At 70.1% G+C, this 14,458-nt stretch carries 13 protein-coding genes; 3 read left to right on the forward strand and 10 right to left on the reverse strand.

Features of this window, described 5'->3' with window-relative positions:
- Nucleotides 1-298: 298 nt before the first annotated feature.
- Together ACFY1U_RS45275 and ACFY1U_RS45280 are read right to left on the reverse strand one after the other, a co-directional pair.
- Nucleotides 299-760 (reverse strand): hypothetical protein, encoded by a 462-nt coding sequence (locus ACFY1U_RS45275; RefSeq protein WP_390699922.1) that lies wholly within the window; start codon nucleotides 758-760, stop codon nucleotides 299-301.
- A complete protein-coding gene (locus ACFY1U_RS45280) occupies nucleotides 761-2,479 on the reverse strand; it encodes a sialidase family protein (protein ID WP_390699923.1) in 1,719 nt (572 codons plus the stop codon). It abuts the gene before it with no gap.
- A gap of 551 nt (nucleotides 2,480-3,030) precedes the next feature.
- On the opposite strand from ACFY1U_RS45280, the gene ACFY1U_RS45285 reads away from it, so the two are divergent.
- Nucleotides 3,031-3,819, forward strand: coding sequence for a DeoR/GlpR family DNA-binding transcription regulator (locus ACFY1U_RS45285; RefSeq protein WP_390699924.1), 789 nt, complete (start codon nucleotides 3,031-3,033; stop codon nucleotides 3,817-3,819).
- Here ACFY1U_RS45285 and ACFY1U_RS45290 read toward each other — a convergent pair.
- Together ACFY1U_RS45290 and ACFY1U_RS45295 are read right to left on the reverse strand one after the other, a co-directional pair.
- The gene (locus tag ACFY1U_RS45290; RefSeq protein WP_390699925.1) at nucleotides 3,806-4,108 is read right to left on the reverse strand and encodes a hypothetical protein; all 303 of its coding nucleotides are present in this window, start codon (nucleotides 4,106-4,108) and stop codon (nucleotides 3,806-3,808) included. The two genes, ACFY1U_RS45285 and ACFY1U_RS45290, sit on opposite strands and share 14 nt — an antisense overlap.
- A gap of 192 nt (nucleotides 4,109-4,300) precedes the next feature.
- Nucleotides 4,301-4,975 (reverse strand): carbohydrate ABC transporter permease, encoded by a 675-nt coding sequence (locus tag ACFY1U_RS45295; protein ID WP_390699926.1) that lies wholly within the window; start codon nucleotides 4,973-4,975, stop codon nucleotides 4,301-4,303.
- 701 nt (nucleotides 4,976-5,676) lie between these two features.
- Between ACFY1U_RS45295 and ACFY1U_RS45300 the strand changes: the two genes are divergently transcribed.
- A complete protein-coding gene (locus tag ACFY1U_RS45300) occupies nucleotides 5,677-6,423 on the forward strand; it encodes a phosphotransferase family protein (protein WP_390699927.1) in 747 nt (248 codons plus the stop codon).
- A gap of 338 nt (nucleotides 6,424-6,761) precedes the next feature.
- Here ACFY1U_RS45300 and ACFY1U_RS45305 read toward each other — a convergent pair whose 3' ends face one another.
- From ACFY1U_RS45305 to ACFY1U_RS45325, 5 genes are all read right to left on the reverse strand, one after another.
- Nucleotides 6,762-7,604: a hypothetical protein gene (locus ACFY1U_RS45305; protein ID WP_390699928.1), complete on the reverse strand. Its 843-nt coding sequence runs from the start codon at nucleotides 7,602-7,604 to the stop codon at nucleotides 6,762-6,764.
- A gap of 460 nt (nucleotides 7,605-8,064) precedes the next feature.
- Nucleotides 8,065-9,336 carry a hypothetical protein gene (locus ACFY1U_RS45310; protein WP_390699929.1) on the reverse strand — a complete coding sequence of 424 codons (1,272 nt, stop codon included), beginning with the start codon at nucleotides 9,334-9,336 and terminating at the stop codon, nucleotides 8,065-8,067.
- A gap of 38 nt (nucleotides 9,337-9,374) precedes the next feature.
- On the reverse strand, nucleotides 9,375-10,643 hold the full coding sequence (locus ACFY1U_RS45315; RefSeq protein ID WP_390699930.1) for a sensor histidine kinase: 1,269 nt from the start codon (nucleotides 10,641-10,643) through the stop codon (nucleotides 9,375-9,377).
- Nucleotides 10,634-11,287, reverse strand: a complete 654-nt coding sequence (locus ACFY1U_RS45320) for a response regulator transcription factor (RefSeq protein ID WP_390699931.1) — start codon at nucleotides 11,285-11,287, stop codon at nucleotides 10,634-10,636. The genes ACFY1U_RS45315 and ACFY1U_RS45320 overlap by 10 nt, the downstream gene beginning before the upstream one ends.
- Before the next feature lie 178 nt (nucleotides 11,288-11,465).
- Nucleotides 11,466-12,023: a TetR/AcrR family transcriptional regulator gene (locus ACFY1U_RS45325; protein ID WP_390699932.1), complete on the reverse strand. Its 558-nt coding sequence runs from the start codon at nucleotides 12,021-12,023 to the stop codon at nucleotides 11,466-11,468.
- A gap of 71 nt (nucleotides 12,024-12,094) precedes the next feature.
- Here ACFY1U_RS45325 and ACFY1U_RS45330 point away from each other — a divergent pair, with 71 nt between their 5' ends.
- Nucleotides 12,095-13,252, forward strand: a complete 1,158-nt coding sequence (locus ACFY1U_RS45330) for an FAD-dependent monooxygenase (protein ID WP_390699933.1) — start codon at nucleotides 12,095-12,097, stop codon at nucleotides 13,250-13,252.
- 316 nt (nucleotides 13,253-13,568) lie between these two features.
- Here ACFY1U_RS45330 and trpC read toward each other — a convergent pair whose 3' ends face one another.
- The gene (gene trpC, locus ACFY1U_RS45335) at nucleotides 13,569-14,354 is read right to left on the reverse strand and encodes an indole-3-glycerol phosphate synthase TrpC (RefSeq protein WP_390699934.1); all 786 of its coding nucleotides are present in this window, start codon (nucleotides 14,352-14,354) and stop codon (nucleotides 13,569-13,571) included.
- Between the last annotated feature and the right edge of the window lie 104 nt (nucleotides 14,355-14,458).

Below are 14,458 nucleotides of genomic sequence, written 5' to 3' on the forward strand. Positions count from 1 at the left end.
CCCGGGGGCGCCTGCGTGTGGCCCGCGTCCCCCGGGGGAGGGCCGGGGGGGGGGGGGGCGGCCGGCGGGGGGGGGTGGGGGGGGCCCCCCCCCCCCCGGGGGGGGCCCCCCCCCCCCCCGCGCCGCCGCGAGGCGAAGAGGCCCGGCTTCCGCGCCCGTGCGCGCTCTTCCTCACCTCCTCATCGGGGCCTTCGCCGCCTTCGCCTTCGTCGCCCCGACTGTCCGCTCTCCCAGTACGGTCACTCGCGCCAGAGCCGCCGCCAGCAGTGAGGCTTACGGCGACAACGGGTGCCGCAGCTCAGCTGGCCGGAGCCGTCAGGTACGTCAGGTACACCCCTCCCCCGCAGTCGGGCATCTTCCGTAGGGTCCAGCGGCCGTCGAAGGTCGGGGAGGAGAAATTCGACTCGGCGTCGTCCTCCTCCACCTCTCCCTCCTGCAGGGTGTATCCGGCCTCGGGGAGCTGCTTCTGCAGGAAGGCCAGCGTGCGGTCGAAGCCGCTTGTGACGACCGTGGCGACGACGAGTCGCTCACCCGAGCGGCGCTCCACCGAGGTCACGAGCGCGCCATCGGGCACCGGAAGGTCCGCCGGGAATTCCTTGGGCAGCGGCAGCGAGGCGGCAGTGGGACAGCCGCCGGGTGTGGTGACGATCGGCGTTGCGGCCAAGGGTTTGGCATTCCTTGTCGGCGCCGAGCACCCGGTGACGGCCGGCAGGCCGAGGACGGCGGCGGCCAGTACGGCAGCCAGAGGCCAGGACTTCACCTACTGACCTCCTGTCGGGTTCCTGCGCTTGCCGGCGACCATGGCGTCGTAAGCGCCGTACAGCGTGTTGCCGGAGGCCTGGCGGGCGATGGAGGCCAGTGCGTCATAGTTCTGCGCGCCGCCGGTGGCGCAGGCGCCGGTGCAGCCGTCGGCGTAGGCGGCGAGCACACGGCCCCGGGCGTCGATGGTGATGTCGTTGAAGTCCAGGAGATTGCGGTCCTTGCCACAGGTGGTGCCACCCGTGCAGATCGACCCCTTCTGGACCGGGTCGGTGGGGGTGGCGTCCGCGGTGACCCAGGACTGTCCGCCGTCGTAGGTCGTGGCCACGTACAGGTGCCAGACGCCCTTGAAGTTGTCCGCGTCCTGGTAGTTGCCGCCGGTGGTGGTGCCCAGGAAGGCGAAGGCGGCGCGGTTGTCATCGCCTGCGGTCACGGCCGGGAAGACGACGTTCTTGATGCCGAGGGACGCGCTGACGTTCTGGTCGTACAGCCACGTCCTGCCCTTGTCGTGGCTGACGGCGATGCGTGCGGTGCCGTCGCTGTTCTGGTAGCCCATGTAGACGGTTCCGCCGGCCCCGATCCCGACGCTCGGGTCGGAGTCACCGGGGGTGCTGGAGGGGTTCTTGCGGACGCTCCAAGTAAGTCCGTTGTCCTCGGAGACGGCCACGGCCTGGTTGCCGCCGCAGCCCTTGTTCGGCACGTACACCGTGCCGTCCGGTGCGGCCTTCACATGCCCGTGCAGGCCGCCGCAGTTCAGCAGCGAGTACATCGGAACGGCCGGCCCGTACGTCAGACCGCCGTCCCGGCTGACCGCGCAGGAGGCGTCGGCTATGTCCTGGGAGCAGTAGTAGACGGCGTTCGGATACGACGTGACCGGGCCCGGGCTCCCTGGGGCGAACGGGCCGCCGCCGATGCTCTGGTGGTCGACACCGGAGTTGATGCCGGAGCCGCCCGTCGGCGTCCACGTTTCGCCGTCGTCGTCGGTGTAGCAGGTCAGGGCCGTCTTTCCGGCCAGCTGCGACTCGAAGGTGCGGTGGGTGGCCGGATCGGTGAACAAGATCGGGTCGAGGCTGGTGGTGCTGCCCTGGGGGCATCCATTGGCCGCACTCGCGCTCTTGTCCCGCCAGGTGGCGGCACCGGCGCTGTCATAGGTGACCTTGAGCGTCGAGGTGTACGCCTGGAACATCGCGGCGCCGGTGGCGCGGTCGACACCGATCGAGGGTTCACCGGCGTCGTGTGCGTGCGTGAGGCTGTCGGGTGCCGAGGAGTTCGCATACGTGGGGGGAACTGCTGTACTCGGCGGCGGATCGACCGGGTTGGCGACCAGGCTCGCGGTGCCGGTGAAGCTGTCGCCGAGCGGCGCGTACGGCACCACGCGCACCGTGTACGACGCCGCCACCGCCGGCAGCAGCAGGCGCTCGGGGTCGCTGGTGGAGGCCGCCGCGGCCACTTCGTGGCCGTCAGCGTCGAGGACGTACAGGTCGAAGTCGGCAGCAGGGTCGGGCCACTTGGCCTCGACGCGCAGGCTGTGACCGGCGTCGTAGCCCACCGGCACCGACACCTTCAGGGTGTAGTCGTCGCAGAGTTGCGGGCTGCCGCAGCTCACCGTCCCGGTGGTGCCGGAGACGTTGGGGACGGCGAAGGGACCGGCGCTCCACGTGATCGTGGGTGCTGTGTCGCTGACCGTTCCGGAGCGCGGTGTGGCGGCGTCTGCCGACACGCTCGGCAGAGTGCCGACGAGGAGCGCCAGCAGCCCGAGGACGACACGCCCCCGCGACCGCGGGTGACGCTGACGACAGAGTGCGGAGAGGAGAGCCACAAGCACCTCAAGGGTTCCGAGTCGGACAAAGGGCGATCGTGTGCGGCGGTACGGGCGGGGCCTTTGTCTGCTCTACGGAGAGGCGTGCGACGTCCGTCGCGAGAAGTCGAAGTGTTTCCGGCCCTGCTTGCCGAGGCCGAAGAGGTTCAACCTCATGCAGGCCGGTCGGCCCAGTGGGGGACCTTGTCGGCCGCGAGCCGCGTGTCACCCCCCGGTGGCGGACAAGAAGCCGCGTGGCCGCCCGTCGCGGCAGGCGGCTCACCGCGGCAGCGGTGGGCGCCAGCGGCACTGCCGACTGCGATTGCGGTCGGCGAGCAGCGAAGGAGCAAGAAAAGCTTGGGAAAGGTGCAGTCTTTTGCTCGTTTGGGGACGATAAAACACCCATTCATGCGCCGTGGTTTCATGGAGGTGCGCACATTGTGGCGTACACCACCGACAGGGAGTTGTGAGACATGGCGGCACCACAGGCCCGGTGGAGCGCGCTGCTCGAGATGCTGACGCGCGACGGGCGGATCGAAGTCGAGGCGGCTGCCGAGGAGTTGGGGGTCTCCACCGCGACCATCCGGCGCGACCTCGACGAGCTGGCCCGCCAGCAGATGGTCACCCGCACACACGGCGGGGCGGTGATCAATGCCATCGCCTACGACCTGCCGTTGCGCTACAAGGCCGCGCGCAACGCTCCGGAGAAGGAGCGGATCGCGCACGCGGCTGCCGCGCTGGTGAAGGCCGGCGCCGTGGTGGGACTGAACGGCGGCACCACGACCACCGAAGTGGCGCGGGCGCTGGCCACCCGGGCCGACCTGAGTTCCGGCGGTGCGGAGACGGCGGTCACCGTGGTGACCAACGCCCTGAACATCGCGAACGAGTTGGTCGTACGGCGCCATGTGAAGCTCGTGGTGACCGGCGGGGTGGCCCGGCCGGCGTCCTATGAGCTGATCGGGCCGCTGGCCACCGAACTGCTCGCCGAGATCGCGCTGGACCAGGTCTTCCTCGGGGTCGATGCCATCGACGTGGCCCACGGCGCGACCGCCCACCACGAGGGCGAGGCCAGCATCAACCGGGCGCTGGCCCGCCGCGCGCAGCAGGTCGTCGCGGTCGCCGACGCCTCCAAGCTGAACCGACGGGCCTTCGCCCGTATCTGCCCGGTGGAGAACATCGACGTCCTGGTGACCGACAAGACCGCCTCGGACCAGCTGACCGAGTCGTTCACGGCGGCCGGGGTCGAGGTCATCCGCGCCTGACGGCGCACACCGCTCCCGACGGCACCGGCGCGGATCCCGGCGTCGTCCCCGGACACCACCCGCCGTCAGCCCGGCCACGAGGTGGCGATCCACGAAGACGAACAAGAACACCACCGGCACGATCGCGATCAAGCGAACTGGCGAACAGGTACTGCCACTGCTCGTGGCACGAGGTGACGAAGCCGGGAATCGCCCTGGTCAGGGTCATCCGGTTGCCGGCCGAGGTGACGGTGAGCGCGACCACGTACTCGTTCCACGCGCCAGTGAAGGTGTAGACGAGCGCGGTCAACACACCGGGCATCGCGAGCGACAGGGCGACGCGGGTGAGGCGCCGCGCCCGCGGACCCGGTGCCGGGCGGTGCGGCAGGCCACATCTGGTCGCTCACAGACCCTGACGTGGGGGAACGCTCTGCTGTTCTCGCTGTACGTCGCCGGGGCGGCGACGCCGCTCACCCTGGCCGTCGGGCTCCCCGCCGCGCCGTCAACAGCATCTCGCGGCGCAGGGGCGCGAGAAACACCAGGGCCACCAGCCATCCGACGGCGGTGAGCAGAACGGTGCGCAGTTCAGGTAGACCAGCACCACGGCCAGGACCAGCCCGAAGTTGACGACGGCCATGGTGGCCGACTCCCCCACCGACTGGTTGTCGAAGGCGAGTTTGTACAGGTAGGTGGTGGTCGTGTCGATGGCGAAGCCGGGGCCGCCGCGCGTCATGGCCCAGATGACGGGGAACGAGTTGAACCCGTTGATGACGTTGATGATCGCGGCGACCACCAACGAGGGACGCAGCAGCGGCAGGGCGATGGCCAGGTAGCCGCGGACCGGTCCGGCGCCGTCCATCCGCGCCTCGTCGTCCCCTACGGCGGGGATGCTCCGCACTCCGGCCAGCAGGACGAACGAGGTGAACGGCGCGAGACGAACACCGCCACGCCCATCAGCACGGACGAGGCCCACGGCACCATCAGCGCCCACCGCACCAACCGGCGCCCGAAAACCGGGAGTTGAGCAGTGGGACCGGCCGAGCAAGACCACGACCGTGACGACGCGGATGACCCACACGAGGATGCACAGCAGCACCCCGGGCAGATCGCCCTCGGCGAACAGGTCGGCGTAGTTGCGGAGGCCGGCGAACCCTTGGGACAGTCCGGTGGAGCTCACCCGCGCCCGGCCGGACGACCATGGTCAGGATCATCGCGGGCCCCAGCCACAGCAACGGCTCCAGCGCGCGCCATGACCTGCTTCCGCTTCGCGACGCGGGTGTACGGCCACCGACGTCACTCGCCCTTCTGCGCGGTCTGCAGGACCTTCCCCGGGTCGCCGGCCGCCACAGCCGTGCCGATGCGCTGTTTCACGGCGCCGTCGACCGCTGCCCAGGCGGGGTTGTCTTGTGCGTGCTGCCGCCCTTGCTCGGCGGGGGCGCGACCCCGGTGACCTCTCCATCGTCAGCGTGCGCACATAGGTGAGCGTGTCTAGATTCTCCTGATTGTCCTGCTGGTCGATCGCCCGCTTGCCCGAGGTGTCGGTCCATCCGCCGCCGTTGTTCATCGCCCGGATGTGGAACTCGGCCTCGGTCTCGGCCCAGGTGGATGGCGGCCGGGCGATGCCCGCCTTTTGGAGTCCATCTGCTCGCCCGCACTGCCCAAGGGCACCACCATCCGCGTCTGGGCCGACACCGACGGAAAGATCACCGACCCGTCCCTGAGCCCCAGTCAGATCCGCAACCGCGCCAGGGAGTCGGCCGTCATCGCCCCCCTCGGCATCCACGCAACCGCAGCCGCCGCCCACCGGACCGTCAGCCGCGTCATCGCAGGCGATAAACGCGGCGACATCGGCGCTGCCCCTCGGGATACTGGTCGCCCATGGATGAGGTCCAAGTCGTCGTCGCCCATTCCGAGCGCGTGACTCTCCGCGTCGGCGACGTGTTCCTGAAGGTGGACGCCGATCAGGCGCGCATCGACGACGAGGTCGAGGCGATGTCCCTCGTGCCGGTCCCGACCCCTGAGGTCCTGTGGTGCAAGCCGCCCGTGCTCGCGATCGCCGCGCTCCCGGGGACGACGCTTGGGCGCCTCGGCGGGCCGTCGACCGGGTCGCCGGCGGCGTGGGCCGCGGCGGGCGCCGCCATCCGGAAGCTGCACGAGGCGCCGCTGCCGCCCCGGACAGGCCGGGCCGGGCGGAGCATCGTCGAGCTGGCGGCGGAACTGGACGACGAGTGCGAGTGGCTCGTGACGAACGGCGTCCTGCCCGCCGACCTGGTCACCCGCAACCGCCAGGTCGCCGAGGCCGCGCTCCGGCCCTGGACTCCGGCCTTCACCCACGGCGACCTGCAGATCAATCACGTCTTCGTCGACGGCGACGAGGTCACGGGCATCATCGACTGGTCCGAGGCGGGCCAGGGTGATGCCCTGTACGACCTCGCCACCTTCACGCTCGGACATGAGGAACACCTCGACGACGTCATCGCCGGCTATGGCAGCGGCATCGACCTCGATGTGATCCACGCGTGGTGGTCGTTGCGCAGCCTGCTGATAGTTCGCTGGCTGATCGAGCACGGCTTCGACCCCTTCGCGCAGGGCTGTGAGGTCGACGTGCTGAGATCCAGGATGTGAGGGGGCGCACACAGGCAGGCCCGACTGCTACGCGTCCGTTCTTACGCGTCGAGCAGGCAGCAGGCCATCCCCTGGGGCGCATCGCCTGCCCCGCCACGCTGGTCGACGACATCAGGGCCCAGCAGAGAAACGGGTTGTAGTGGCTGGGCCTGAGCTGGACCACCAGCGCCACCACGAACACCAGGACAGCGCGATCTTGGTGAGGAAGTAGCCGAGCTGGGCGCCCGCCCCCGGAACGGGACGGGAGCACTGGGCGACGAATCGGCCGCCATCGGCAACCGTGCGTTCGCCCCTGGCAGACACCGTCTGAACGTTTCCTCAATGCCCGTCAAGGCAGGTCAGGCCGCGTGCCGGGCACTCCGCGCCTGCTCGGTGACGTCCCTGCGGGTCACGGCCAGGTACGCGACCAGTCCGAGGATGACCGTCAGGAAGAGCGTGCTGGTCACAACCGCGCCAAGACCCATGCCGCCGTCACCGTTCGGCCGGGAGAGGTAGTCGCCGAGGGAAGCCCCGAGCGGGCGGGTGAGGACGTAGGCGATCCAGAAGCTCCACACCGCGTCCAGGCCCAGCTGGAAGTGGGCGAGTCCCACCGCCGCGATGGCCAGGCCGAACAGCACCGCGGACAGCCAGTGGCCCAGGCCTATGCGCTCCGAGACCAGGTCGCCCGTGGCGGTGCCGAGGGCGAAGGTGAACAGCACGGCCAGCCAGTAGCAGGACTCGCGGCCGGTGGTGTCGATGCGGTGGATCGACAGCGTTCGCTCGCGGCGGTACCAGACCACGAACACGATCGCGAGGGCAATCGCGAACACCGTGGTGCTCGTCTCCAGCGGGACGCCCATGTTGTCGGTGAGGTTGTCGCTGATCAGAGTGCCGACGACGCTGACCAGGGCGACGGCCGGCCAGTACACGCCGGCCCGGTACGCCGTGGTGTGGAACTGGAGGGCCAGCACAACCGCCAGCAGCACGCTCATCAGCACCGACACCCCGGCCAGACCCAGGTCGGCCTGCTCGTTCAGCAGGCCGGCGGCGGTCTCTCCGACCGTCGTGCACAGGACCTTGATGATCCAGAAGTAGACGGTGACCTCGGGGACTTTGTTCCAGCCCAGTCGGCGGCCAGACGACGGCGCAACAGACCCACCCGCCGCCGGAATCGCGGTTGCCTCAGGCGTTTCATAGGTCATGGTGCACGACCGTGCCACGGGGTACCTGAACGCATCCTGACTGCCGCGCGGCACCGCCTGCCCCGCCCGTCGCACACGAGCTACGACCCGCCGCCCACCCATCCGCTGACCGCGCGATTGCCTGGCTGCGGCATCGACTCGGCCGGGCGGCGGTCCTGTCCTACGGGCCGCCGTGACTCCTTCCGGGCCCCGGGCTGTGGCTGCGCCGGACCCACGCGTTCCTCCTGTACCAGACACCGGACAGCGACAATGCCGGTGGCCCTGGTCGGCCCGGGATGTCTCCAGCGCGCCGAACACCGGTGCGTGCTGTTCCGGCCCGGCCGCCCATCGCTGGTCCACCGACGCCGTCGATGAGCCTGGGGTGACAGTGGGGCGGTTCGAAGCCGTTGGCGCCGGCTTCGAACCGCCCCAAGGGGGCTTCTCGGCACATTCGACCCGCAGCCGGGCGCTGTGCGGTCGGTCAGCCCATGTCCGTCAGGAGGGCGTTCAGTTCCTTTTCCTGCTGCGCAGGCGGCATCGGCGGGTTCGAGTGGTCGATTCCGAAGGTCCCCAGCACCTTGTCCATCTGGGCGTCGATGGAGGTCCAGCCGGTCTGGTCCAGCGGCTGCAGCGAAGCCTGGTCGGCATCCCACAGGTCACGCAGCGACTGTGCGGCCGCGTGCGCGCCCTTCGCGTTCCCCGAGCGTGCGTCCTTGAGCGAGGTGGAGGCGAGGCTCTTCAGGGCGGCGACCTTGGCGGGCGGGAACTTCTTCACCGCCTGGCCGGGAGCCATCTGGACGGCGGAGGTGTTGTCGGCTTCCGGCGCCGGACCAGTGTGCGGCTGACCGTGGGCCCACACCAGCAGGCCCGTGGTCGCGACGGCCAACAGGCCGAAGCCGGCCAGCCCGACGCGCTCCCTGCGCGGGCCGCCGCTGGCGTGTGCGGCATGGGCTGCCTCGTAGGTCTCGGTCACGTCCGAGCGCGTCACCGTCAGGTAGACCACGGTCGCCAGGATCAGGCCGAGGAAGATCAGGCTGGTGGTGAAGGTGCCCAGCGCCAGGCCGGTCGGCTCGCCCGGCTGAGCGACCTTCGGGGAGGCGAGCCAGTCACCGATGTTGGCGCCCAGCGGGCGGGTCAGGATGTAGGCGAGCCAGAAGGACAGCACCGGGTTCGCGCCGAACTTCCACAGCAGCGTGATCGCCGCGATGAGGCCGAGCGGCAGCAGCACCGAGGCGCCCGGGCTCCAGCCGGTCAGCTCCAGGGTCCAGTCGCCGGTCGCGGTGCCGAGCGCGAAGGTGACGAGAACGGCGAGCCAGTAGAACGACTCTCGCGGCAGCGTGGTGACCGAGTGGATCGAGAGGGTCCGTTCACGCACCCACCACACGCCGAAGACCACCGCGAGCAGCACCGAGAACACGGCGGAGCTGATCCACAGCGGCACGTTCAGCTGGTCGGTGAGGATGTCGGTGTACAGGGTGCCCGTGACGCTGACAACGACCACGGTCAGCCAGTAGGGGAACGGAACGTACCGCTTCAGCCGCAGCTGGACCGCCAGGACCGCTACGAACACCGCGGTGAAGATCCAGGCCGTGTTCACCAGGCCGACGCCCAGTTTCATGTTGATCCAGTCGGCGAAGCTCTCACCCACGGTGGTGCACAGGACCTTGATCACCCAGAACCAGATGGTGACCTCGGGGACCTTGTTGAGCATGAGGCGCCCGCTGCGCGTGCGTGCTTCCGTTGTCGTTGTCATGCAGGGAGGTTTACGCGGGGAACCTGCAAGCAACCTGACTACGTGGCCGCACGCGCGGCCGGGAGTGTCATCTCGACGTGGCCGCGGCCGTCCGCGATCGCGCGGACCTCCACACCGGCCGAGGCGGCGATGCGCCGGACCACGGTCAGCCCCAGCCCATATCCATCGCCGCCGGTCACACCCGCTTCGAAGACCCGGTCGACGTCCGCGGGATCGAAGCCGGGGCCGTCGTCCAGGACGTCGACCACGATGGCCTCGCCCTGGTTGCGCGCGGTGACCCACACACGGGACTTCGCATGCCGCAGGCTGTTCTCCAGCAGGGGCGACAGCAGCGACACGGCGACGTCGGCCGCCACCGCCACCTCGACCTTCGCGGGAAAGGCGACCTCGACCGGGCGGCTGCCGATCGCCTGCCGCGCCGCGGAGCGCAGATCGCACCGGGTCCCGTCGTCCGTCCGGGCGCGCGCCGCGCGCAGAATCGTCGTGATCGCCGTATCGAGGCGGTCGACCTCGCTCAGTACCGCCTCCGGCGCCACCGGCTCGCCGGACAGCTGGGCCAGCTGCGCCTCGCCCCGCAGGACCGTGAGCGGTGTCCGCAGCTCGTGGGCGATCTCGTCGGTGAGCCGGCGCTCGTCCGCCAACGCGTTGTCGACCCGCTCCAGAAGGTGGTCCAGGGTCTGTCCCAGTTCCCCGAACTCGTCACGGGGGACTCCGAGGTTGAAGCGGCGCCCGGGTTCGTGATGGCCCCAGTCGTCGGCGAGGGCGGCCATCTCGTGCACGACCCGCAGCGCGCGGTGCACTACGAGGTGTGCGACACCCCCGGCGAGGAGGATCGTGAGGCCGCCCAGGATCAGCGACAAGGTCAGGCTGCGCTGCTCGGATGTCTCGTACGGCGTGAGGTCCACCCGGACGATCACCATGACGTGGTGGCCGTCGATCGGGACCTGTCGTGCGTACAGGAGGTATTTGCCGACGGACGCGGTCTGCGATCGCGTCGAGTCCGCCAGTTCCTCGACGCGATCGACCACGCTCGGCGGTACGTTCCCGTCGATCAGGCGGCCGTCGGCATACACCCAGGCGACCTCGTCGAGCGCCTCGCTGCTGTTCTCCGTGAGCACGACACGGCCGCCTTTGGCGGTGACGTTCGCCGCGACCGCCTCGGCCCGCGTATGTGCCAGATCGTGCGCGTCGGCGTCCGTCACCCGGCTGAGCAGCACGTGCGAGACCACGACCAGGATCGCGACCACGGCGGTGGCGATCAGCACGGTGAGCGCGACGACGCTTCTGCGGAATCCCGTCACTGCCATCGGTAGCCCACGCCGCGGACGGTCGCCAGACGCTCGGCCACACCCAGCGGACCGAGCTTGGCCCGCAGCCGGCGCACGTAGGAGTCGAGGGTGTTGTCGCTGACCTGCGCTCCGTGCGGCCATCCGGCGGCGACGAGGGCGTGGCGGCGTACCGCGTCGCCCTGCGAGGCGATCAGGCGGCCCAGCAGCCGGAACTCTGTCGGGGTCAGACTCATGCTCACCGAATCGTAGGTCACCACGTGCTTCGCCGGATCGAGGACGACCTCGTGCGGTGTCGGCGCCACGGTGGCCCGGCGCAGCAGCGCTCGGACGCGGACCAACAGTTCCGGGATGTCGAAGGGTTTGGTCATGTAGTCGTCGGCGCCGGCCTCGAAGCCGCCCACCTTGTGCTGCAGACCGTCCAAGGCGGTGAGCATCAGTACGGGTACGTCGACGCCGCGGGCCCTCAGGGCCAGGCAGACGTCGCGGCCGTCGGCGTCGGGCAGGCCGAGATCCAGGACGACCAGCTGCGGCGCCGGTGCCAGCTGCCGCAGCAGGCTGTCGGCCGTGGCGGCGACGGAGACCGTGTGGCCGTCGTGCTCCAGGGCGCGCCTGAGGATGCCGCGGACCGCCGCGTCGTCTTCGCACACCATGATGAAAGCCACGTGCTGACCCTAGATACTCGCGTTCCAGTTCTCCATCTGCCCTGGTCAACCGCCTTGCAGGTCGGAGAGGTGAGCCGTATGGACTCCGTGCGGAGTAGCCACCCTTCGGCTGCGGTCCACTGACTGCGAGCGCGGCGGTCGGGGACCCGCAGTCGGTGTGGGCGTGGATGCGCGCGGCTTAACGCAGCGCTGCGGCGACCAGGCCTTCGAGAGCCTCACGCTGGACTTCGCCGCCGTTCACCAGCCGGTCGAAGACCAGTCCGTCGATGCAGGTCAGCAGGGTGTGAGTGCGGTTGTCGACGTCTGTGACGCCGTGCGTGACGAGGAACTGCCGGACGGCCTCACGGCCGACGTTCTCGCGGGGCACGAGGATCTCCCGCAGCTCCGGGTCGCGCACGCTCTCGACGGCGCAGGCATGGCGGGCGAGTGAGCGGCGGCGGCCCTCGCCGGTGAGCCGCTGCCGGGTGAGCAGCACCATGCCGTCCACCAGCTCCTCGACGGTGTGCAGGGGTGCGAGCTCTTCGGCCAACGTCTGAAGTTCCGCCTGGTCGAGTTGGACCAGGCGCGTGACGAGTCCGGTCAGCAGTGCGGCACGGGTACGGAAGTAGGCCGAGGTGGTGCCGGGCGGCATGGCGGATTTGCGGTCGACCGCGCGGTGGGTCAGGCCGCGCATCCCTTCGTCGGCGAGCACGTCGAGAGCCGCGTCTGCAAGAAGGGTGCGCCGGTCCGAAGCCATGGCCTCTTTCTACACCCGTAGAGACTCGGGATAGGGTGCCTTCTACAGGTGTAGAAGAAGGGGGCTCCGGCATGGGGAACACGGCAGTGGTCATCGGAGGGGGCATCGGAGGGCTGGCCGCCGCGATCGGTCTGTACCGCATCGGATGGGACGTGAGGGTCCTCGAGCGGGCGTCCATGCTTGAGGACGCCGGGGCAGGCATTTCACTGGCCGCCAATGGCCTGCGGGCCCTGGACGAACTCGGCGTCGGCGAGGCGGTGCGGGCTGCATCGCGTGGTCAGTACAGCGGCGGCACCCGGACGCCCCGGGGCCGTTGGCTGGCTCGGATGGACGGCTCGGCGTTGGAGAAGGCGGTGGGTACGCCGATCATGGGCATCCCCCGCTCCACCTTGCACCGGCTGCTCCGCGACTCCCTGCCCGGCGGATCGCTGGTGATCGGCACGGAGGTGGCCGGGGTCGAACAGACCGGCCCCGGGACGGTTCAAGTCGACTGCGGCACCGAGGTCCTGAACGCCGATCTGGTGGTGACGGCCGACGGCATCGGCAGCAAGGTCCGCAGCCGACTCTTCCCGGACCATCCCGGCCCGGTCTACAGCGGCTCGACGGTGCTGCGCGCCGTCACCGAGCGCGTGGTTGATCTGCACGCCGACTTCGAACTGACCTGGGGCCGAGGCACGGAGTTCGGGCACATCGCCTTCGTGGACGGGCGGGCCGAGTGGCACGCCGTCCTCAGCCACCCCGCCGGAACACGGTTCGCCGACCCGCTGGCCGGACTGCGCCGACGGTTCCACACCTGGCACGACCCGATACCCGCCCTGCTCGACGCGACCCGGCCCGAGGCCGTGTTGCATCACGACGTGTACGAACTCCGCACGCCGCTCCCCTCATACGCGGTCGGCCGGATCGCGCTGCTCGGCGACGCGGCCCATGCGATGACCCCCAACCTCGGACAGGGTGCCTGCCAGGCACTGGAGGACGCGGTCACCCTGACCGCCGTCCTCGGCACCGAGTCCACCGTCGAGGCCGCACTCGCCCGCTACGACGCCGAGCGCCGGCCCCGCAGCCAGGCCGTCGCCCGGGCTGCCCGGCAGGCCGGGAGAATGGGCCAGCAGCTTTCCCACCCACTGGCCGTCCCCCTGCGGAATACGGCGATGCGACTGACACCGTCCCGGGTCGCCACCCGTATGATCCTTCGTCATCACGCCTGGGTCCCGCCGTCGCTGAACTGATCCGGTTCGTGCCGCCAACCGAGCTGTGCACCACGAGGCGCGCGACACCGCAGGGGCCGTGGCCGTGCCCAGCACCACCGCGTTCAGGGCGAAGTGCAAGGGAGACGGCCGACCCTCAGCCGACAGGGGCGAGGATCCCGGGCGTGCCCCGCGGCCGGGCTCCCCCGCGAAACCGGCTGGAGACAGCCACGGCTCCCGCTGCGGGCGCAGTGCCCCAGCCCGAGCAGAAACAGGAGCAGGAGCAGGAGCCGAACCTGAATCAGTCCGGTGGCTCGGTTCGGCAGTTGCGGCCTGCCGTTGACCGAGCCGGAAGCCGTTACGCCCCGGCCGCCTCGATGAACTCGCGCACGGCGGTGCGCGGGTTCCCCGAGCGGACCAGCGCCTCGCCGACCAGCACCACGTCGGCTCCCCAACCGCGGTACTCCGCGACGTCCTCCGGACCCGTCACGCCGGATTCCGCAACCTTGACCGTGCCTTCCGGGATGGCCGTCACCAGGTCGGCGAACACCTTGCGATCCACGTCGAGCGTCGTCAGATCCCTCGCGTTGATGCCGAGAAGCTCGGCCCCTGCGGCAGCGGCACGCCGCACCTCGTCGGCCGTGTGCGCCTCCACGAGCGGCGTGAGACCCAACTCCTTGCACAGCCCCATCAGATCGGCGAGTTGGCCGTCGTCGAGTGACACGACCATGAGCAGTGCAAGGTCGGCGCCGTGTGCGCGGGCTTCCCACAGCTGGTAGGGGTCGACGATGAAGTCCTTGCGCAGCACGGGTACGTCGACCCGGGCGCGTACGGCGTCGAGATCGGCGAGGGAACCGCCGAAACGCCTGCCCTCGGTCAGCACGCTGATCGCGGCGGCACCGCCGGCCGCGTACTGGGCCGCGAGGGACGCAGGGTCGGGGATGTCCGCCAGCGCACCCTTGCTGGGACTCTTTCGCTTCACCTCGGCGATGATGGACACCCCCGGCGCCCGGAAAGCGGGCAGCGGGTCGAGCGCGGGTACCGCGTCCGCCACCCGGGAGCGCAGCTCCGCCAGCGGCGTCGCACGCCTACGCTCCTCCAAGTCCTCGCGAACTCCCGCGAGGATCCCGTCAAGAACGCTCATCGTCTTCTCCCTGTGTCGATTCGTCTGCCGCTGTGGGCATGCCCGGGCCGGCGTGAGGCCGTGCGTCACCCACGTCCAAGTCGTACGGGGAGTACGGTCTCATT

It is taken from the genome of Streptomyces sp. NPDC001351, from assembly GCF_042896045.1.
Lineage (GTDB): Bacteria > Actinomycetota > Actinomycetes > Streptomycetales > Streptomycetaceae > Streptomyces.

Bases quoted from the DNA above. Each gene is read 5' to 3' on its own strand.
- ACFY1U_RS45315 (WP_390699930.1), bottom strand. From the start codon at position 10,643: ATGGCAGTGACGGGATTCCGCAGAAGCGTCGTCGCGCTCACCGTGCTG.
- ACFY1U_RS45305 (WP_390699928.1), bottom strand. From the start codon at position 7,604: ATGACCTATGAAACGCCTGAGGCAACCGCGATTCCGGCGGCGGGTGGG.
- ACFY1U_RS45330 (WP_390699933.1), top strand. From the start codon at position 12,095: ATGGGGAACACGGCAGTGGTCATCGGAGGGGGCATCGGAGGGCTGGCC.
- ACFY1U_RS45325 (WP_390699932.1), bottom strand. From the start codon at position 12,023: ATGGCTTCGGACCGGCGCACCCTTCTTGCAGACGCGGCTCTCGACGTG.
- ACFY1U_RS45285 (WP_390699924.1), top strand. From the start codon at position 3,031: ATGGCGGCACCACAGGCCCGGTGGAGCGCGCTGCTCGAGATGCTGACG.
- trpC (WP_390699934.1), bottom strand. From the start codon at position 14,354: ATGAGCGTTCTTGACGGGATCCTCGCGGGAGTTCGCGAGGACTTGGAG.
- ACFY1U_RS45310 (WP_390699929.1), bottom strand. From the start codon at position 9,336: ATGACAACGACAACGGAAGCACGCACGCGCAGCGGGCGCCTCATGCTC.
- ACFY1U_RS45300 (WP_390699927.1), top strand. From the start codon at position 5,677: ATGGATGAGGTCCAAGTCGTCGTCGCCCATTCCGAGCGCGTGACTCTC.